The following is an 18,856-nucleotide window of genomic DNA, read 5'->3' as shown; positions in this document are numbered from 1 at the left end:
GAACGGGACTCACGGTAATCGAGCGAGCAAAATATGTACACAGTTACGACGACGGGTCGTCTCGCCACCGCACCGATCGTTCGGGGGCGACCGTTGCCGCCCCGATCCGAACTAGAGAGCAGGTGCGGGCGGGTAAGGTGTCGGCACCGACCGATCAGCCGAGACACGGGAGCCGCATGACCGTCGCCGACGAGCCCGCCACCCGGCAGCCGCGCGGGCAGAAGATGTCCGCGCGGGTGGCCAACATGGTGGCCGATCAGATCCTCGGCGGTGGCATCGTCGAGGGTCAGCGCCTGCCGACCGAGAAGGAGATGGTCAGCGAGTTCGGCGTGGCACGCACGACGGTGCGTGAGGCACTGCGGCTCCTCGAGAGCCGAGACCTCGTGACGATCAAGGCGGGAATCGGCGGCGGGCCCATAGCCAAACGGCCCGAACTCGATTCGCTCGGCAACATCATGAAGCTGTTCCTCCAGATCAACGGCGCGAACATCAGTGATGTCATCGACGTCCGGTTGATGCTCGAACCGATGGTCGCGCGGGCCGCGGCGCAGAACGTCACCGACGAGCAGATCGAGTCGATGCAGCGGGCACTGGACCGGATGCGCGACCATCCCGAGGACCACGCCAACTTCCAGGAGAACAACGCCGCGTTCCAGCGCGGGGTGTACGAGGCGGCGGGCAATCCCGCACTGCGGGTGGTCATGGAGACGCTGTGGCTGCTCGTTCGCGACGCCGAACCCGTCGAGCATCCCATCGCGACGCGGCTCGCGGCCTTCGAACTCCAGCAGGACATCCTCGACGCCATGCGCGCTCGCGATGTCGAGGCGACCGCGGCCGCGATGGACGTCTTCAACCAGGAGTCCGCCCGGTACTACCGCCGCCGGCTCCGCGACATCATCTCGCGACCCGTGCGCTGGCAGATCTGAGCGTCGACTAGACCACCCGTCGTAGCACCCCCGGCACGACGTCGTCGTCGGCGGCGAGAGCCAGCACCTCACCGAAACCGGCGACGAGGCAGTCGGCGAACAACTCGAGGTCGGTGACCGCGGCGCCGTCGGAATTGATTCCGAGACAGGCCGTTCCGTTGTGGGTGATCATCGTCGCCATCATCGCGCAACCGGGCAGCGGGCCGAACGGGAACATCCGCTCGACCTTGGCGCCGGCCACGTAGGTGTCCCACGGGATGCCCGGCACGTTGCTGGCCTGCAGATCGTTCTGGCTGGTCGTGCCGCTGAACTGCATGAGCACCGATCCGGGTAACCAGGCCATCACCGAGCCCAGCGTGTTGAAGATGTCGACGGCCGGTTCGTGCCGGGCGACGCGGACCTGTTCGCGGATGGTGAGGACCCGCTCGAAGGGGTCGGCGATCCCGACCGGTCCGGCGAGCCGTCCCACCGCGATCCGGTTGCCACCCGCCGGATCCTCCGGACGCCGCACCGAGATCGGGATCGCGACCGGCATCGTCTCGATCGGGGTGCCCATCTTCTCGTGATAGAGGCGGAAGCCGCCGATGAGCCCGGCGAGGTAGACGTCGTTGATCGACGCCCGCGTCGCCGTCGCGGTCGCTTTGAGGTCGGTGAACGGGACCTCGAACGCGCTGAAACGCCACGACAGGCTCCGATGCGCGAGCAGCGGGGAACCAGGGGGGCTGACCAGGCCCGCCACGCGTGGAACCGAGCGACCATATCGGAGAACGGAACTCAATGCCTGGCGGGGATGCGCCAGCGCGCGGACGCCGCGGAATGTCGTGTCGACACGATGCGGGATCCGCCGGATCTCCTCGCCCACCTGCCGGCGGAGCAGGTCGACGGGCGTGATGTTCACCGGATCGGGGCTCGGCGGCTGGGGTTTGCCCGGATTGTGTTCGCGTGTGGGCGAATGCAGCTGGGCCAGTCCGATGATCGCGCCCAGGCCGTCGGTGAGCGCATGGTGGGCTTTCAGGAAATATGCTGCCCTGCCGTCCGGCAGCCCTTCGATCAGCGTGCCCTCCCACGGCGGCCGTGCGGCATCGAGCGCGGTCATCGCGAGCTGCTCGCACGTGATGAGCAGCTCACGCATGCTGCCGTTGCCGCCCAGACGGATTCGGCGCAGATGGTAGTGCAGGTCGAAGTCCGGGTCGACTGCCCAGCTGGGCGTTCCCATGCCGAACGGGGAGTCGACGACGCGCTGCCGGAATCGCGGGGCCATTCGGCTTCCCCATTCGTGGGCAGCCACGAGCCGGTCCCAGTCCGGGGCGCAGTCGTACACCTCGAGCATGCAGATGGTCCCGCGCATCCGGCGATCGGTGTCGCCTCGCCACATGATGGTGTCCACCGAGCTCATGTGGGGCTCGTTGGCCCAGTCGAGCGGTCGGTCCACCCCGTCGGTCAGGTCCGGTTCCTCGCTCACACTTGCCTCTCTTCCGGTACCTCGACGGGTGGCCGGGCGTCGTCGTCGGCGAAGAAGTCCAGCGGCCAGTCGGCCAGGGCGCTGATGTACATCTGCCGGACCTCCTCGGCGCGGTCGCCGATCTCGTCGGGCGACCAGTCGCTGGTGTCCACCGGCGGCAGCACCATCACCTCGACGGTCCCCGGTCGGATGAGTTGCGCACCGCGCCACATCAACTCGCCGGTGTTACGCAGGACCACCGGTACGACGGGGACACCCGCCTGCATCGCGATGTGGAACGGACCCTTCTTGAACCTGCCGACACGTGGTGTGGGCGACCGGGTGCCCTCGGGCGCGACCACGAGCGACATTCCCTCGTCCCGCAGAGCTGTGACGGCCGGCGCCAGCTGTTCGATCGCGCGGCCCGGGTCGGCGCGATCGATGAACACCAACCCGGCCTGCTGAAGGATCGGCCCGACCACCGGAACCCGTTGCACCTCCTTCTTGGCCACCCCCGTGGCCTCGGACCGCACGAGGTTGATCATCACCGGCAGGTCGAGTTTCGACTGGTGGTTGAACAGGAACACGCACGGCCGCGCCGACGTGAGGTACTCGCCTCCGTCGAGGACCTGCACGTGGATCCCGGCGAGTGACAGCCCGACGTCGGTACCGGTCGGCAGGGCCTCGACGAGTGCGGCGGGATCGCGTCGAACGAGCCCGGTGGTGACGCCCACCGCGGCGGAGGCGAGAAACGAACCGTAGAAGGCGCCGGTTCGGGCCAGCATCCCGAGCCGGTTGTACGTGGGGTTCTTCAGGTCGATGATCGGCCAGCCGCGGGATTCGGCCTCCGCCCGCAGTATTCGGCGCGGGGAGACAGCCGCCGGGTTGCCCACCGACTCCAGGTACGGGATGTCCTCGTTGCCGTCGCTGTAGGCGAAGGAGGCGTCGAGGTCGATGCCGTGCTCACGGGCGAGGGTGCGTACCGCAGCGGCTTTCCCCGGACCCCAAAGCGGGCGTCCCCGGATGTTGCCGGTGACCACCCCGTCGACGACCTCGACATCGGTGGCGAGTGCGAAGTCGGCCTCGATCTCCCGCGCGATGGGTTCGATCTGGAATCGGGTCGCCGACGACGCGATGACGATGGTGTGTCCCATCTCCCGATGCGCGCGCAGGATCTGCCACATCTGCGGCCGCAGCTTGGCCGCCGTCTCGTATTTGAAGAGGTGTTCGCCGAACTCGATCAGCTCGGCGTAGGTCTTGCCGGCGAACGTGGGACGCGTGGCGTCGAGCACTTCCGCGTAGTCCTGTTCGGACACGACGCCGCGCAATCCGATGAGCAGGAAGTCGGCGAGTTCGCCGAAACCGAATTCCATGCTGCGCAAGCGTGCTCGCATGATGGCGGCGGCGGAGAAGCCCTCGATCAGGGTGCCGTCGTAGTCGAACAGCGCGGCGACCTTCTTACCGGTGGGTGCCGACCGGATGGCCCGCATCCGGTCGGTGAAGGCACTCATCGTGTCCCCTCCGACCAGACCGTGTCCATGGTGTCGGCTCCGCCCACGGCACGCTGGAGATCCTCGATCGACGCGATCCGGGCCAGCCGCTCGCGCATCGATTCGACCTCGTCGAGCCAGTCCCGGCGGGCGGTCGCGAGGTCCGCGACCTCCTCGCCGTGGATCAGGTGGCGGTTGTCGGCGAGCTGATAACAGCCGTCGTAGAGGTCCTTGGAAACCGAATCCTTGCTGCGCACAACACCTTGCAGGGACAGCTGGCGTCCCAGACCGAGGCATTCGACGATCAGGTCCTCCTTGTCGCGCGATGCGGTGCCGAGTTCCACGAGTTTGGTCGCGAAGACCAGTTGGGCGTCGAAGAACGGCTGCAGGGTGCGTCGGGCGAGGAGTCCGCCGGTGTGGCCGTGCAGTACCTCGTAGGTCCACTCCTGCGTCGGCGTCACGGCACGCCAGCCCGGGGCCAGCAGATCGAGTTCGAGACCGAGTCGGTGCAGGAACTCGGTCTTGGCCGGGAAGAAGAACTCGAACTTGAGCAGATCGCGGATTCGCAGGGCCTCCCGTTGCGACGCCGCGAGCAGCCCCTCGTCGGCGAGCGGACCGTCGGCCGTCTCGTCGTATCCGACGGGGTGTTCGTCCGGCGGGATGTCGTCGGCCCGGACGTCACCGTCGGCCACGGCGAGCATGGCGACCTCGACGATCGCGCGGTCGACGAAGTGATGGAGCGCCCCGTTGCGGTAGTAGGCCGCGACCGCGTGATTGTCCGGCACGATGGACCACACCGGTTCGGAACCGCCGTCGAAGCAGCTCACCACGCCGTTGCCGGCGAGGACCCGGAGAGTCTGGGTCAGCCCGACCCCGCGGCACAGGGCTGGGTCCGGGCCGGGTAGCTCGCGCCGGCGGATGTAGTCGAGCAGGGGAGCCAGGATGGCCTCGATCTCCGCGAGCGTGTACGCCCTGTCGTGCGCGCCGAGGAGGGCGAAACCGGCCAGCGAGGTCGCCGAGATCGGGGTGGCGGAATTGATCTCGTCCATCACCCGGAACGCGACCTTCTCCAGCCGCGCGCGGCCCTCGCCGGCGTCGGCGAGAGCGGTCCGCAGCGAGATGGGGGTCCCGAATCGCACCCGGGCCTCGCCCAGGTAGGCGCGCTGCGCCTTCGCGTAGCGCAACAACCACCCGACGCCCTCGGGCTTCTTCGTGCCACCGGCGTCCTCGGCCGCCATCGCGCCGATCTCCTGGAGCTGGTCGTACACGATCGAGGTCGGCACGATCGTCACGTCGGCCTCGTCGAGCTGCCCCACCGCGTCGACGACGTAGGTGAGCAGTCCCAGTTTGGGCTTCCGGAGCTTGCCGGTCCGGCTGCGACCGCCCTCGATGTACCACTCCAGGTTGAAGCGCTTCTCGACGATGTAGGCGAGGTAGGAGCGCATCGCGAACTTGTAGACCGGGTCCGCGCCGAACTTGCGTCGGATGAAGATCATGCCGGCGCGGCGGGCCACCGGGCCCACCGGCCAGAACGAGAGATTGTTCCCGCCGAGCACGAGGTTGGGTGGGAAGTCGTTGTTGCGCAGCACTTTCGCCAGGACCAGCGGATCGACATAGGACCGGTGGGAGGGCAGGAAGATCAGGCCGGTGGACTTGTTGAGGGTGCGCAGGGTGTTGAGGTTCTCGACGTCGACGGTGACGTTCCAGGCCCGCTCGTGCAGTCGGTTGAAGGTCGCCGAGAACACGTCGTCCATGAGCCGGCTCTGGGTGGCGACGAAGGTCGAGAGTTTGTCGGTGGCCTCGGCGACCACCGCATCGGTGGGCCGACCCAGTTCGGCTGCGAGTTTGGCCGCGGACGTCTGGAATCGCGACGAACTGCTGATCTGCTCGGCGACCAGACGGGGGACCTTGTAGCGATCACCGACGATCTGGCGTTCGGCTCGCTCGGCCGACACCGACGCCTGGAACAGGACGAACTGGGCGAACGGCTCACCCTGCGCCTGGTGATGGGCATACCGGGTGCGTAGTTCCTCGATCGTGGCGGGTGCACCGGCAACGACGCGGAGACTGTCTGGACGTCTCTTCCGGATCAGCGGCTGGACCGCTCCGAGCGGCCGCCGGGGATTGGACAGCACCAGGACGTCGCCCAGCGTGACCCGCCGCTCACCTTGCCGGACCGCCGGGAGCCAGACCGCCCGGACAGGCACGAGCAACGTCTCCGGCGCCATGCCGTCGAAGTCGATCTCCGCCGATCGGGAGATCGTCGCGTCCGGATAGTTCGCCGCCGTCCACTCGCGTACCGCCCGCATCTCGCACGACGTACGGGCTTTGGTCAGCACCACCACCGGATCGGTCACCTGCATCACCCTCACGTCTCTGGGGTCCTGCCCCGCCTCATTGTGACGTGGACTACACCGAGGGGGGTGGTTTTCGTCAGGACGACCGACGCGCCGCGAAGACTTTCGTGTGTAACCGGTCCGGCCAGATGATGTTCGGTCCGGAGACGACGAAACGCCCCATCCGACCGACTGGCCGTCCGGGGCGTTTCGCGAAAGTCAGGAGCTCAGAGCGCGCTGACGTTGGTAGCCTGGGGGCCCTTGGCACCCTGCTCGACGTCGAATTCGACGCGCTGGTTCTCTTCGAGGTTGCGGAAGCCGCTACCTTGAATCGAGGAGTAGTGGACGAAGACATCTGCGCCCTGGTCGTCGGGAGCGATGAAGCCGAAGCCCTTTTCGCCGTTGAACCACTTGACGGTTCCCTGTGCCATACTGCTGTACTTCTTTCTTCAGTGTGCGCAACCACCAAGACCGATGGCCGCCCGTCAACTCTGTCACAGATGAGGACCGTTGGGAAACGCAGGGCGCAATCGGTGTGGGCGGTCCGCTGCGCGGGTACCCCGTTCGAGAACGAAACCCGGGTGTTCGGGGTCTGCGTGAGTAGGCTGGACAGGGCACCACGCGATCGACCTGCGATCGAGGCACGTCATGGCCGAGAACGATCCGCTGACCACACAACGCGATGCCGTCCGCGACGTCGCCGGTGAACTGGTGGAAGCAGGTTTCGCCGATCCGGTCGAGATCGGTCGTGGTGGCTACGGTGCCGTATATCGCTGTCGCCAACCCGCATTGGACCGCGATGTCGCGGTCAAGGTGCTGACCGACCACCTCGACGCCCAGAACCTCGAGCGGTTCGTGCGTGAGCAGCGTGCGATGGGGCGACTCTCCGGGCACCCGAACATCGTCAACATCCTCGAGGTCGGGTCCACGCCCGAGGGCTTTCCGTTCATCGTGATGCAATACCACCCCCACGCGTCGTTGGACCTGCGCATCCGCAGGGACGGTCCGCTCGACTGGCGCGATGTGCTCCGGCTCGGCATCAAGGTGGCCGGTGCGCTCGAGACGGCCCACCGGGCGGGCACCCTGCACCGCGACATCAAGCCGGGGAACATCCTGCTCACCGAATACGGCGAACCCCAGTTGACCGACTTCGGCATCGCCCGGATCTCCGGCGGCTTCGAGACCGACGCCGATCTGGTCACCGGTTCGCCCGCCTTCACCGCGCCCGAGCTCCTCGCCGGTGCGACGCCATCGGTGACCTCCGACGTCTATGGGCTGGGCGCGACCCTGTTCTGTGCGCTGACCGGCCACGCGGCGTTCGAGAGGCGCAGCGGGGAGCAAGTGGTCGCGCACTTCCTCCGCGTCGCGAGCGAAGGAGTTCCCGATCTCACGTCGGCCGGATTCCCCGCGGAGGTGTCCGGCTGCATCGAACATGCGATGGCGCGCGAACCCGCGGACCGCTCCGGGTCGGCGGCAGGGCTGGGCGAGGAACTGCGGAACGCGCAGCGGCGGCTCGGGGTGCCACTCGACGGGATGGCACTGCCGGACGGGTCCTCGGAGCCTGCCACCTCGACGACGCCGCGGCGGCGGCGGACGACGATGACGCTGCCCATGCCGTCGACGAAGTTCCGCCCACCCATCCGGCCTCGGGCGCAGGTCACCAGGACCCGACTCCTGAAGACACTGCGCGACGGGAAGCTGCGCCGTCTCACGCTCATCCACGCACCCACCGGCTACGGGAAGACCACGGTCGCGGCCCAGTGGGCCGAGGAGCTCGCCGTCGACGGCGTACCGGTGGCGTGGCTGACGGTCGACGACACCTACAACGACGTCGCACGGTTTCTCGCCGACCTCGTCGAGGCACTGCGCCGGGCGGCCCCGGACGCCGTCGGCGACTGCGCCGCGGCGGTCGAGGAGCACGGCGATCGCGCCGAGGAGTACGTGCTGACATCGTTGATCAACGAGGTCCACGCGCACGGCCGGCGCATCGCGCTCATCGTCGACGACTGGCACCGGGTGACGGACCCGACGGTCATCGGGGTGATGGACTATCTGCTCGAACACGGTTGCCATCACCTGCAGGTGATCGTGACCAGCCGAACCCGGCGAGGCCTCCCGGTCAGTCGTTTGCACGTCCACGACGAGATCATCGAGATCGACATGGAAGCACTGTGTTTCGACGAGGCGGAAGCCGGGCGGTTCCTCCTTGATGTCGCCGGTCTGGACCTGCGGGGCGACGAGGTCGCCGAACTGTGGTCATCGACCGACGGTTGGGTCGCGGCGCTGCAACTGGCATGCGTGTCGCTGCGCCGATCCGGGCATCCCGGCGAGCTGATCGGCGACATCTCCGGTCGCCACCATGCCATCGGTGACTTCCTCGCCGAGAACGTCCTGGGCGTGCTGGAACCGGAGGTCCTGCATTTCCTGCTCACCGTCTCGCTGCCGGAACGGATCTGCGCCGATCTCGCGACCACGCTGAGCGGCGAGGCGCGCGGACAGGCCATGCTCGAGGAGGTCGAGCTCCGTGACCTGTTCCTCACCCGGGTCGACCAGGCCGGCGAATGGTTCCGGTTCCACTCCCTGTTCGCCGAGTTCCTGCGACGCAGGCTGGAACGGGATGAGCCGCAACTCATTCCGCAACTGCACCGCAGGGCGTCGGAGTGGTTCGCGGGGCACGGGATGCTGACCGAGGCGGTCGACCATGCGCTCGCCGCCGGTGACGCGGACCGCGCCATCGAACTCGTCGAAACCGACGGCCGGTCACTCATCGAACACTCGCGAATGACCACCCTGATCACGTTGATGGAGAAGTTGCCGCCCGTGACGGTGGCGGCCAACCCGATCCTGCAGATGCAGCTCGCGTGGGCGAACCTTCTCCTGCACCGCGCCGCGCTCGCCGAAGCCTCCCTCGAACGGGCGCGGGTCGCACTCGAGCGAGTGGCGAGGTCCGATGCTGCCCTGGGGATTCGGCGTGAGGCCGACATCGCCGAGGCGTGCGTGCGCGCCATCTCCGACCGGCTCGACGGGCTCGACGAACTGGTGGCGCGCCTGGCCGACGACCTCGACGGGTTGTCGCCGTTCCTCGTGTCGGCCATCCACAATGTCGGGACCCTCAGCGCCACCTTGCGATTCGACTTCGACGAGGCTCACCGCTGGCAACAACGCGCGATCCCGGCACACCGACGCAACACCGGTCCGTACGCGGTCATGTACGGTTACGGCCTCGACGGGCTCGCCTACGTCGAGCAGCTCGACCTCGACCGTGCCGAAGCATGTTTCCGTACGGGACTCCGGTTGTCGCGCGAACAGGGTTCGTCGACCCAGTCGCAGGGTGCGCAGCTCGCCAGCGCTCTTCTCGCGGCGGTCCGGTACGAGCGCGGTGATGTGTCCGAGGCCGAACGACTGCTCGACGAGAGCTTCTTCATCGGGGCCGCCGAAGGCGTCGTCGACATGATCGAGGCTCGCCACCTCGTCGGGGCGCGCGTGGCGTTGTGCCACGGTGACCGGGCGGTCGCGGCGTCCTACCTGGACGAAGCCGTGGACATCGCCGAGCGGCTCGACACCCCACGGCTGCGTGCCGTCGCCGAGAACGAGCAGGTGATGAGGCACCTGCCGGCTCGTCGTAGGGTGTCTGCGCGCGTCGATGCCGGCGCCGAGGTGCCGACACGCGGCATCGCGGCGATCGTCGCGCAGCTCCATGCCGAGACCGCGATCCGGTTGATGCTTGACGCCGGCGAGTCCGCCGAAGCCCCTGACGTCGCCTGTCGGTGGGCGCAGGAGTGGGTGGACCGGTTGGCCGGCAGTGGCCGCCACCGGGCGTTTCTGCGGGCGCGACGACTACTGGCGGTGTGTCTCGCTGCGGCCGGTCGGACGCAGGAGGCACGCGCACACACCCTGGCTGTCCTGGCGCAGTGCGCAGCGTCGGGCATGGTTCGGTTTCCGCTGGATGGCGGCGACGAGTTCACCCGGCTCGTCGACGACGTCGCCCGCAGTGTTCGTGCCGGTGACCGTCCCGCTCCGGCAGCGTTGTCGCCGGATTTCCTCGACCGGTTGCTCGGCGACGGTGGCACCCGTTCGTGACCAGGCCGGGAATACCAGGGCGGGCCGGCGGCCTTGAACCACAACGTGGCCCCACACCGCCCGCCGCGCGGGTGCGGGGCAGGTGTAGACGACCCCTAGAGAGAGGACAAGTGCTCATGGCAGTCCCTAACATCACACTGAACAACGGAATCACCATCCCGCAGTTGGGTTTCGGAGTCTTCCAGGTTCCGCCGGAGGACACGCGTGAAGCAACTCTGACCGCATTCGAGGTCGGATACCGCCACATCGACACCGCGGAGATGTACGGCAACGAGAAGGGCGTCGGCGAAGCGGTCCGCGATTCGGGCATTCCGCGCGACGACATCTTCATCACCAGCAAGCTGAACAACGGCTTCCACGACTACGACGACGCCCTGAAGGCGCTCGACGGAACCCTCGCCGACCTCGGCGTCGAGCAGATCGACCTCTTCCTGATCCACTGGCCACTGCCGGAGGTGGGCGACTACGTCCAGACCTGGAAGGCGCTCGAGAAGGCCTACGCCGACGGAAAGGCGCGCGCGATCGGCGTGTCGAACTTCCAGCAGGCGCATCTACAGCGTCTCTTCGACGAGACCGACGTCGTACCCGCGGTGAACCAGATCGAGGTGCACCCGTATCTGTCGCAGAACCCGTTGCGGGCGTTCAACTCCGAGCACGGCATCGCCACCGAGGCATGGTCCCCGATCGCCCAGGGCAAGGTGGCCGACGACCCGGTCATCACCGAGATCGCCAAGTCCAAGGACCGCTCGCCCGCGCAGGTCACCCTGCGGTGGCACATCCAGCGCGGCGACATCGTCTTCCCGAAGTCGGTGACCCGCTCGCGCGTCGAGGAGAACTTCGCACTGTTCGACTTCGAACTGTCCGACGACGAGGTCGCCCAGATCGACCGCCTCAACAACGACGAGCGCATCGGGCCCGATCCGGACACCTTCAACTACGTGCCGGAGTGACCCCCGCCCCGTTGACTGTGCGTGAGGGTGCAGGCAGCGACCCCTCTTGCTCCCTGAGGAGCGAGCTTGCGACCCCTCTTGCTCCCTGAGGAGCGAGCTTGCGACCCCTCTTGCTCCCTGAGGAGCGAGCTTGCGAGCGTCACGAAGGGTCCTGGTGAGATGCGCGGCAGACCCTTCGTGACGCGCCCTCCGCAGGCTCCGGGCGCTCCTCAGGGAGCGGGACGGGCCGGTGTGGCTGTGGTTCTTTCGGAACAGGGGTCGGGGTGACCGGAGGTCAGCAAAGGTTCTCTGAGCGAGCAGGTTTAGACAGCGAGGCGCGCAACTGACTGAACCGGAACAGTGCGGGCTCGCCGACGACCTCGGTGTAGCGATCGATGACCGCATCGACGAAATCGTCGACCGCACTGTCCGGTAGTCGGCTCGTCCAATCTGACGCCCCGACCGCGAACCACGCCCGGAAGTCGTCGACCGAATCGAACCGCCAGCTAAGGTCTTTCACCGCCAGGTCGTCCACGATGAACCCGGCGTCGGTGGCGAGTTCCCCGAACCGCGATGGTTCCACGTGGACGTAGGGCGCGTCGAAGCCGTCGAAGTAGCGCTTCCGCTCCGGTTGCGCCGCGACCTCCATCCCCACGTCTTCGATACTCGGTCTCTCGGTGGCGCACACCATCTGCAGCACCGCCCGACCGCCGTCGACGAGACTGCGCGCGATTCCTTGCAGCGCCGCCCCTTGGTCGTGCACCCAGTGCAGCGCGTTGAACGACACCGCGATGTCGAAGTCGTCGTCGAAGGGCAGGGCAAGCACGTCGTCGACGTGGAACTGGACGCGCAGCAGGTCCGCCGGGACCCGCACGAGCGCGCGTTCGATCATCCGGCGCGAGGCGTCGACGCCGACGACCGAGCCCGACGGCAGCCGGTCGGCGAGCAGCATCGTGATGAAGCCGTCGCCGCACCCGATGTCCAGCAGGCGTTCGGTCCCGGCGAGTTCGAGGTCGCCGATCGACTCCTCGGCGACCATGCGCTGCAAGGCGCTCACGTCCGCGTACCGGTCACCGTCCCAATCGACCATCGCTCACTCCTCGGTTGTGTACCGACCCCGGGCCATTGTCCCGGCAAGTGCGCACGGCCGCCGGACGTTCGGCGTATCCGGGCCGCCGCAGTCCTACCGCCCCGCCTCGCGTTCCACCATGAGCGAGGCCTCCCGGTAGTGCGCGTACACCTCGGGCGTGGGCGTCCCGGTGAGCGTCTGGGTCGATGTCTCCCACGCGGGCAGTTCACCGGTCAGGGCCCACGCGGCCTGTCGCGCCGCACCGAGCGCCACGTGTTCGCCGTCGGCGGGGACGACGACCTTGCCGCCGAACAGACCCGGTGCGATGTGGCGCACCGCAGCCGACTTCGCGCCACCGCCGGTGAGCAGCACGCGCTCGACGTCGATGCCCTGCTGCTCGATCCGTTCGCGGCAGAACACCAGAGACGAGACCAGGCCCTCGACGGCCGCGCGGGCGATCGCGGCCGGGGTGAAGTTGGCCGCGGTCAGCCCCGTCAGCGTGCCGGTCGCGTCAGGGATGTTCGGCGAGCGCTCGCCGGCGAAGTAGGGCACCATCGTGACGCCACCCGCGCCGGGCTCAGCCGACATGGCCAACCGCGCGAACTCGGCCAGGTCCACGCCGAGCATCGACGCGGTCGACGCCAGCACCGGGGCGCCGTTCAGGGTGCAGACCAGCGGCAGGTGACGCCCGGTCGCGTCCGCGAACCCGGCCACCAGACCCGACGGATCATTCGGCGCCACGTCGCCGACGGCGCTGACCACGCCCGACGTGCCCAGGGAGACAACGGAATCCCCGGGGCCGGCGTGCAGTCCCAGTGCGGCTGCGGCGTTGTCGCCCGCGCCGGCGCCCACGACGACGCCGGACGGCGTGACGCCGGCCCGTTCCGCGGGGCCGAGGACCCGGGGCAGAAGCGGTCGACGGCCGCGGAACGCGGCGTCGAGCAGATCGGTTCGGTACTCGCCGGTCGCCGCGCTGAAATAGCCGGTGCCGGAGGCGTCGCTGCGGTCGGTCGTCAGCTCGGCGAGGTCGCGACTGTCGCGCAGTCGCCAGGTCAGCCAATCGTGCGGAAGACAGATCGCAGCCGTGGCGTCGGCGTGCGCCGGTTCGTGGTCGGCCAGCCAGCGGAGTTTGGTCGCGGTGATGGAAGCCACCGGCACCACCCCGACCGAGCGCGCCCACTGCTCGGATCCGCCGAACTCGTCGACGAGAGCAGCAGCGCTCGGTGCGGAACGGGTGTCATTCCACAGCAACGCTTCCCGGACCACCCGGCCATTCCCGTCCAGACAGACCATGCCGTGCTGCTGGCCCGCCACGGACACCGCGGAGACGTCGTCGAAGCCGTCCGCGGCGGCGACCGCAGAGCACAGTGCGTCCCACCAGTGATCCGGGTGCACCTCGGTACCGGCGGGGTGCGGAGCGTGTCCGGTGCGCACCACCTGCCCGGTGTCGGCGTCACAGACGACCACCTTGCATGACTGGGTCGACGAATCGATCCCGGCGACCAGCGTCGTCATGCGAGCAGGTCGATCAGCGTCGCGCGGGCTCCCTTGCTGCGCAACGACTCCAGCGCCGACAGATACGGAGTGGTGAACAGCGGATCCTGCGCGAGGGTACCGAACAACTCGGGGTCGGCGACGAAGGCCAGCGGGTCGGTGCGGGACCGTTGCGCTCGCGGAACGAGTTCGGCCGCAAGCGGGTCGACGACGTCGATCGGTTCCCCTGCCTCGTCGGTGCCCTCAGCGTAGCGGGTCCAGCTCGCCACGACCGCAGCGGCGAGGTCGCTTCGCTGGTCCCGTTCGAGGCGCTCGCGGATCACCGGGACCAGCCACTTCGGGATGCGGTCGGAGGAGTCCTGGCAGAGGCGCGCGATGGTGTCACCGATCGCCGGGTTGGCGAAACGTTCGAGGAGGGTGTCGATGTACTCCTCGACGTCGACGCCGGGAAGTGGACGGAGGGTGGTGGCTCCTTCTTCGGTCATGTAGCGGCGCACAAGGTTCCGAATGTCCGGGTCCGACGACGCGTCGTGGACGTAGCGGTACCCGAGCAGATATCCGAAGTAGCACAGCGCCTGGTGACCGGCGTTGAGCAGTCGCAACTTCATCAGCTCGTACGGGGTGACGTCCTCGACGACCTGGACTCCCACCTGCTCCAGTGCAGGGCGTCCCATCGAGAAGTCGTCCTCGAGCACCCACTGCGTGAAGGGCTCGGCGACCACCGGCCAGTTGTCGTCGACACCGGTGCGATCAGCGACCTCGGCGGCCAGTCCGGGCGGGGTCGCGGGGGTGATGCGGTCCACCATCGAGTTCGGGAACCGGGTGTTGGTCTCGATCCACGCGGCCAGTTCCGGATCGCGTAGCTGCGCATAGGCGAGGAAGGTCGATCGTGCCATGTGGCCGTTGCCCTGGATGTTGTCGCACGACATGACCGTGAACGACGGGACACCGCGGTCCCGGCGCCGCGCGAGTGCCTCGGTCACCAGTCCGAAGACGGTGCGCGGCGGCGCACTGGCCTCGAGGTCGGCGACGATGTCCGGGTTCGTGGCGTCGAACTCGCCGGTCGACGGTGAGAAGTTGTAGCCGCCCTCGGTCACCGTCAGCGAGACGATGCGTGTCGCCGGGTCGCTGAGCCGCTCGATTACTTTCTCAGGATCGTCTGGAGCGTAGAGGTATTCGACGATCGATCCGATCACCGAGGTCTCGACGGCGCCGTCGGGGTGTTTGAGGGTGAGTGTGAACAGTCCGTCCTGCGGCCCCAGGGCGTCGCGCATCGCGGCGTCGGCCGTACGGACGCCGACCCCGCAGATGCCCCACCCGCTCGCCGACGCGTCGGTGGCGAGGAGATGGTCGAGGTACATAGCCTGGTGTGCACGGTGGAACGCGCCCACACCGAAGTGCACGATCCCGGGGGTGACGCCCGAACGGTCGTAGGTCGGGACGTCCACGCCGGCGAGGCCCGACATCGTCTCGTTGTTCAGGGGTGTGCTCATCGACGAGTTCCTTCCGTCTCGTTCGGGGCGGTATCGGCGGGCCCGGGCAGGTATCTAGAAATAGACGGGTAGACCACAGCTTTGATGGTGCCGGGTGTGCGATCGGAGTCGAGCGCGTCGGCGAGTTGGTCGAGTCCGAACCGGGCGGTGACCATCGCATCGAGGTCGACGGCGCCGCTCCGGACCAGCGCGAGAGCCGTCGGCCAGGTGTTGGCATAGCGGAACACTCCGGTCAGCACCAGTTCGCGGTTCTGAATGAGCGACACAGGCAGTTCCATCGAGTCGGCGCCCATCCCGACGAGGACGACGCGCCCGCCGGGACGCACCCGGGCCAGTCCATCCCGGACCGCACCCGCGACACCGCTGGCATCGACGAAGGCATCGACGGGTTCGCTCCCGGTTCCGGGCTCGATCACCGTGGTGGCACCGAATTCGATTGCGCGAGAACGTCGCTGCTCATCGGGCTCACTGACGACGATGCGCGCGAGACCGGACGCCCGGGCGACCTGCGCCACCATCAGGCCGATCGGACCCGCGCCGGCGATCAGGACCGAGCCGCCCACCGACACCTCGGCTTTGCGCATCGCGGCGATGCCCACGGAGAGCGGCTCGAACAAGGCGGCGGCCTCGTCGGAGACCTCGGGTGGCACGGGATGCGCGAAATCGGCTCCGATGGTCACGAACTCGGCGAAGGCGCCGTCCACCGGAGGCGTCGCGTAGAACCGCATGTGTGGGCACAGGTGGTAGTCACCGCGTCTGCTCTCCGCTGTGGTCGGGTCGGGACGCTGCGGTTCGATGGACACCCGCTCGCCGACCCGGCCCGGGTCCACCCCTTCCCCGACGGCGACGACGACCCCGGCCGCCTCGTGACCGAGGACGAGCGGTTCGCGGACCACGTACTCGCCGATCCGTCCGTGCCGGAAGTAGTGGGTGTCGGACCCGCAGACCCCCACCGCGCGTACGGCCACCGTGACGTCACCGGGCTCCGGGTGCGGAGACCTGCGACTTTCGGTGGTCACCGAGAGATCGGGATGCAGGACGGCGGCGCGCATGGCGTCGGGAACGTCCGCTATGGGGCGATCGGTTGTTGCGTGGGTCACACCCGGATGCTAGCTTATTGAGCACATTGACCGCCAGTGAGCAGATGCTCACCGTCGTTGGCTCAACGGGCGACGGCGACGACAGGGACGGGGCACGCGACCATGGCACCTCGGAAGTCGACGAGCGACGACGGCGAGCCGTCCGTCTCGACAGTCCGCGCGGCCTCGCGCGGAACTCCCGACTCCGGCCAGGACCTGCGTCTTCTCGTCCGCGCCGCGACGATGTACCACCTCGAGGGGCTCACCCAGGCCGAGATCGCATCACGCCTGGGCGTTTCGCGGCCGACCGCCGGTCGGCTGGTGGCGCGAGCCCGGGCGCAAGGCCTCGTCCGCGTGTCCGTGGCTGCGCCGGCGCACCTCTCGGCCTCGATCCACACCGATCTCGAGCGCGCGGTGGAGGAGACCCTCGGTCTCGACGAGGTGCTCGTCATCGACGAGGTGGCCGACGGCACCACCACCGGCAACGCCGCGCTCGGCCGCGCCGGGGCCTCGGTGCTCACCCGCCGCATCCAGGCGACCGACACCTTCGGATTCACCTGGGGGCCGGAGCAGGTGGCTGTCGCCGACGCCATGGCCGCATCGGCGTCATGTCAGCGGGTCGTGCAGATGGACGGCTCGATGACCTCGGTGGAGTACCACACCGGCGTCGACCATGCACTGTCCCGGTTCTCCGAACGTCTTCATGCCCGTCCGCTGCGGCTGGTCGCACCGCTCTATGTCGACCCGGAGACGGTCACCGCCGTGAACCGTGATTCGATTCTGTCGCAGGCGCTCTCGGCGGCGCGCGGTGCGCAGGTGATGCTCTTCGGCGTCGGGTCGGTGTCGACGTCGACCACATTGTTCGAGGGCTCGTTCATCGATGCCGTCGTCCTCGACGAACTCCTGGAACTCGGCGCGGTCGGAGAGATCGGCGGACGCTTCTACGACGCGCACGGCGTCGCGGTGCCCTCCAGTCTCGTCGATCGGACCGTCTCGGTGTCGCTCGACGCGGTCCGGGCATGCCCGACATCGATCCTCGTGTCCGGTGGCACACACCGTCGCGAGTCCATCCTCGGTGCACTGCGCGGTGGCTACGCCACCATTCTCGTCACCGACCTCGCCACCGCCGAATGGCTTGTGGTGCAAGAGAAAGGCGAACAATGATGTTCTCCCGACACCGAGTGCGATGGGCGCTGGGTGCGATCATCGCGACCGTGACGCTGGTGCTGACCGGCTGCTCCGGCGCCGGTTCACTCACCGGCGGCGGTGGTCGCGAGATCACCGTCGCGATGGTCTCCAACTCGCAGATGCAGGACGCGGTCAAGCTGTCCACGCAGTTCGAGGAGCAGAATCCCGGCGTCACGGTGCGATTCGTGACCCTCTCCGAGAACGAGGCGCGGGCCAAGATCACCGCATCGGTGGCCACCAGCGGCGGTGAGTTCGACGTCGTGATGATCAGCAACTACGAGACCCCGATGTGGGGCGAGTACGGCTGGCTCGTGAATCTGAGCCCGTACATGGATGCGGATCCCGAGTACGACGCCGACGACTTCATCCCGACGCTGAAAACGGCTCTGTCTCACGATGGTTCGATGTACTCGGCGCCCTTCTACGGCGAGTCGTCGTTCCTGATGTACAACAAGAAGCTCTTCGCCGAGGCGGGGGTGTCGTTGCCGGCCCAACCGACGTGGCCACAGGTCGCGGAGGCGGCGGCCAAGCTCGACAACGAGCGCACCGCGGGCATCTGCTTGCGCGGCAAGCCCGGCTGGGGTGAGGTGCTCGCCCCACTCAACACGGTGATCAACGCCTTCGGCGGCCGCTGGTACGACGAGGACTGGAACGCGCAGCTCGACAGTCCGGAGGTCGCCGCGGCGGTGAAGTTCTACGTCGACACCGTCCGGAACCACGGCGAGGCCGGTGCCGCGTCGTCGGGCTTCCAGGAGTGCGGAAACCTGTTGTCGCAGGGCCAGGTCGCGATGTGGTACGACGCGACCTCGGCGGTGTCGGTGCTCGAGAGCCCGGACACCTCGTCGATCGCCGGGGACGTCGGCTACCTGCCGGCGCCCAGTATGGCCAAGGGAGACAACGGCTGGCTCTACACCTGGTCGCTCGGCATCCCCACCAGCAGCGAGCACCAGGACGAGGCGTGGAAGTTCATCCGGTGGATGACCAGCAAGAGCTACATCGAGTACGTCTCGGAGTCCCTGGGGCCCAGTCACGTCCCACCGGGCAGCCGCCTGTCCACGTATGAACTGCCGGCCTACAAGGAACTCGCCGCGCCGTTCGCCGAGCAGACACTGAGCGCGATGCGCGCAGCGAACCAGTTGAAGCCGACCCTCGAGCCGGTGCCCTATACCGGCGTCCAGTTCCTCGCGATCCCGGAGTTCCAAGACCTCGGAACCCGGGTGAGTCAACAGATCTCGGCAGCCATCGCCGGTCAGATCAGTGTCGACGACGCGCTCGCCCAGGCACAGGAGTACGCCCAGGTCGTCGGCAAGTCCTACCAAAGGGAGCAGTGA

At 68.0% G+C, this 18,856-nt stretch carries 13 protein-coding genes; 5 read left to right on the top strand and 8 right to left on the bottom strand.

Annotation, left to right across the window (positions count from 1 at the left end):
• Positions 1-176: 176 nt before the first annotated feature.
• A complete protein-coding gene (locus AS181_RS17555; protein ID WP_058252826.1) occupies positions 177-926 on the top strand; it encodes a FadR/GntR family transcriptional regulator in 750 nt (249 codons plus the stop codon).
• A 7-nt stretch (positions 927-933) separates the two neighbouring features.
• Here AS181_RS17555 and AS181_RS17550 read toward each other — a convergent pair whose 3' ends face one another.
• The 4 genes from AS181_RS17550 to AS181_RS17535 all read right to left on the bottom strand — a co-directional run bounded on the left by AS181_RS17550 (position 934) and on the right by AS181_RS17535 (position 6,624).
• Positions 934-2,388 carry a wax ester/triacylglycerol synthase domain-containing protein gene (locus AS181_RS17550; RefSeq protein WP_058252825.1) on the bottom strand — a complete coding sequence of 485 codons (1,455 nt, stop codon included), beginning with the start codon at positions 2,386-2,388 and terminating at the stop codon, positions 934-936.
• Positions 2,385-3,878 carry an HAD-IB family hydrolase gene (locus tag AS181_RS17545; protein WP_058252824.1) on the bottom strand — a complete coding sequence of 498 codons (1,494 nt, stop codon included), beginning with the start codon at positions 3,876-3,878 and terminating at the stop codon, positions 2,385-2,387. Before AS181_RS17545 ends, AS181_RS17550 begins: the two co-directional genes overlap by 4 nt.
• Positions 3,875-6,220, bottom strand: a complete 2,346-nt coding sequence (locus AS181_RS17540; protein ID WP_058252823.1) for a glycerol-3-phosphate 1-O-acyltransferase — start codon at positions 6,218-6,220, stop codon at positions 3,875-3,877. The genes AS181_RS17545 and AS181_RS17540 overlap by 4 nt, the downstream gene beginning before the upstream one ends.
• Positions 6,221-6,420: 200 nt before the next feature.
• Positions 6,421-6,624, bottom strand: coding sequence for a cold-shock protein (locus AS181_RS17535; RefSeq protein WP_058252822.1), 204 nt, complete (start codon positions 6,622-6,624; stop codon positions 6,421-6,423).
• A 217-nt stretch (positions 6,625-6,841) separates the two neighbouring features.
• Here AS181_RS17535 and AS181_RS17530 point away from each other — a divergent pair, with 217 nt between their 5' ends.
• Positions 6,842-10,273: a serine/threonine-protein kinase gene (locus AS181_RS17530; RefSeq protein ID WP_058252821.1), complete on the top strand. Its 3,432-nt coding sequence runs from the start codon at positions 6,842-6,844 to the stop codon at positions 10,271-10,273.
• 116 nt (positions 10,274-10,389) lie between these two features.
• The gene (locus tag AS181_RS17525) at positions 10,390-11,223 is read left to right on the top strand and encodes an aldo/keto reductase (RefSeq protein ID WP_058252820.1); all 834 of its coding nucleotides are present in this window, start codon (positions 10,390-10,392) and stop codon (positions 11,221-11,223) included.
• Between the two features lie 274 nt (positions 11,224-11,497).
• Here AS181_RS17525 and AS181_RS17520 read toward each other — a convergent pair whose 3' ends face one another.
• From AS181_RS17520 to AS181_RS17505, 4 genes are all read right to left on the bottom strand, one after another.
• Positions 11,498-12,292 (bottom strand): class I SAM-dependent methyltransferase, encoded by a 795-nt coding sequence (locus AS181_RS17520; protein ID WP_058252819.1) that lies wholly within the window; start codon positions 12,290-12,292, stop codon positions 11,498-11,500.
• Between the two features lie 93 nt (positions 12,293-12,385).
• Positions 12,386-13,786: a xylulokinase gene (xylB, locus tag AS181_RS17515; protein WP_058252818.1), complete on the bottom strand. Its 1,401-nt coding sequence runs from the start codon at positions 13,784-13,786 to the stop codon at positions 12,386-12,388.
• On the bottom strand, positions 13,783-15,258 hold the full coding sequence (locus tag AS181_RS17510) for a mannitol dehydrogenase family protein (RefSeq protein WP_058252817.1): 1,476 nt from the start codon (positions 15,256-15,258) through the stop codon (positions 13,783-13,785). The genes xylB and AS181_RS17510 overlap by 4 nt, the downstream gene beginning before the upstream one ends.
• Complete coding sequence (locus tag AS181_RS17505; protein ID WP_058252816.1) at positions 15,255-16,310, bottom strand: NAD(P)-dependent alcohol dehydrogenase; 1,056 nt, start codon at positions 16,308-16,310, stop codon at positions 15,255-15,257. Before AS181_RS17505 ends, AS181_RS17510 begins: the two co-directional genes overlap by 4 nt.
• 150 nt (positions 16,311-16,460) lie before the next feature.
• Between AS181_RS17505 and AS181_RS17500 the strand changes: the two genes are divergently transcribed.
• A complete protein-coding gene (locus AS181_RS17500) occupies positions 16,461-17,501 on the top strand; it encodes a sugar-binding transcriptional regulator (RefSeq protein ID WP_058252815.1) in 1,041 nt (346 codons plus the stop codon).
• On the top strand, positions 17,498-18,856 hold the full coding sequence (locus tag AS181_RS17495; protein ID WP_058252814.1) for an ABC transporter substrate-binding protein: 1,359 nt from the start codon (positions 17,498-17,500) through the stop codon (positions 18,854-18,856). The genes AS181_RS17500 and AS181_RS17495 overlap by 4 nt, the downstream gene beginning before the upstream one ends.

The sequence above is a fragment of the Gordonia sp. SGD-V-85 genome, assembly GCF_001456905.1.
Lineage (GTDB): Bacteria > Actinomycetota > Actinomycetes > Mycobacteriales > Mycobacteriaceae > Gordonia > Gordonia hongkongensis.
This window is presented reverse-complemented; position numbering and strand designations above follow the sequence as displayed.

What these genes read in the sequence shown, in the direction of transcription:
- AS181_RS17555 (WP_058252826.1), top strand. Translation starts at nt 177, where the DNA reads ATGACCGTCGCCGACGAGCCCGCCACCCGGCAGCCGCGCGGGCAGAAG.
- AS181_RS17545 (WP_058252824.1), bottom strand. Translation starts at nt 3,878, where the DNA reads ATGAGTGCCTTCACCGACCGGATGCGGGCCATCCGGTCGGCACCCACC.
- AS181_RS17540 (WP_058252823.1), bottom strand. Translation starts at nt 6,220, where the DNA reads ATGCAGGTGACCGATCCGGTGGTGGTGCTGACCAAAGCCCGTACGTCG.
- AS181_RS17535 (WP_058252822.1), bottom strand. Translation starts at nt 6,624, where the DNA reads ATGGCACAGGGAACCGTCAAGTGGTTCAACGGCGAAAAGGGCTTCGGC.
- AS181_RS17530 (WP_058252821.1), top strand. Translation starts at nt 6,842, where the DNA reads ATGGCCGAGAACGATCCGCTGACCACACAACGCGATGCCGTCCGCGAC.
- AS181_RS17525 (WP_058252820.1), top strand. Translation starts at nt 10,390, where the DNA reads ATGGCAGTCCCTAACATCACACTGAACAACGGAATCACCATCCCGCAG.
- AS181_RS17520 (WP_058252819.1), bottom strand. Translation starts at nt 12,292, where the DNA reads ATGGTCGATTGGGACGGTGACCGGTACGCGGACGTGAGCGCCTTGCAG.
- xylB (WP_058252818.1), bottom strand. Translation starts at nt 13,786, where the DNA reads ATGACGACGCTGGTCGCCGGGATCGATTCGTCGACCCAGTCATGCAAG.
- AS181_RS17510 (WP_058252817.1), bottom strand. Translation starts at nt 15,258, where the DNA reads ATGAGCACACCCCTGAACAACGAGACGATGTCGGGCCTCGCCGGCGTG.
- AS181_RS17505 (WP_058252816.1), bottom strand. Translation starts at nt 16,310, where the DNA reads ATGCGCGCCGCCGTCCTGCATCCCGATCTCTCGGTGACCACCGAAAGT.
- AS181_RS17500 (WP_058252815.1), top strand. Translation starts at nt 16,461, where the DNA reads ATGGCACCTCGGAAGTCGACGAGCGACGACGGCGAGCCGTCCGTCTCG.
- AS181_RS17495 (WP_058252814.1), top strand. Translation starts at nt 17,498, where the DNA reads ATGATGTTCTCCCGACACCGAGTGCGATGGGCGCTGGGTGCGATCATC.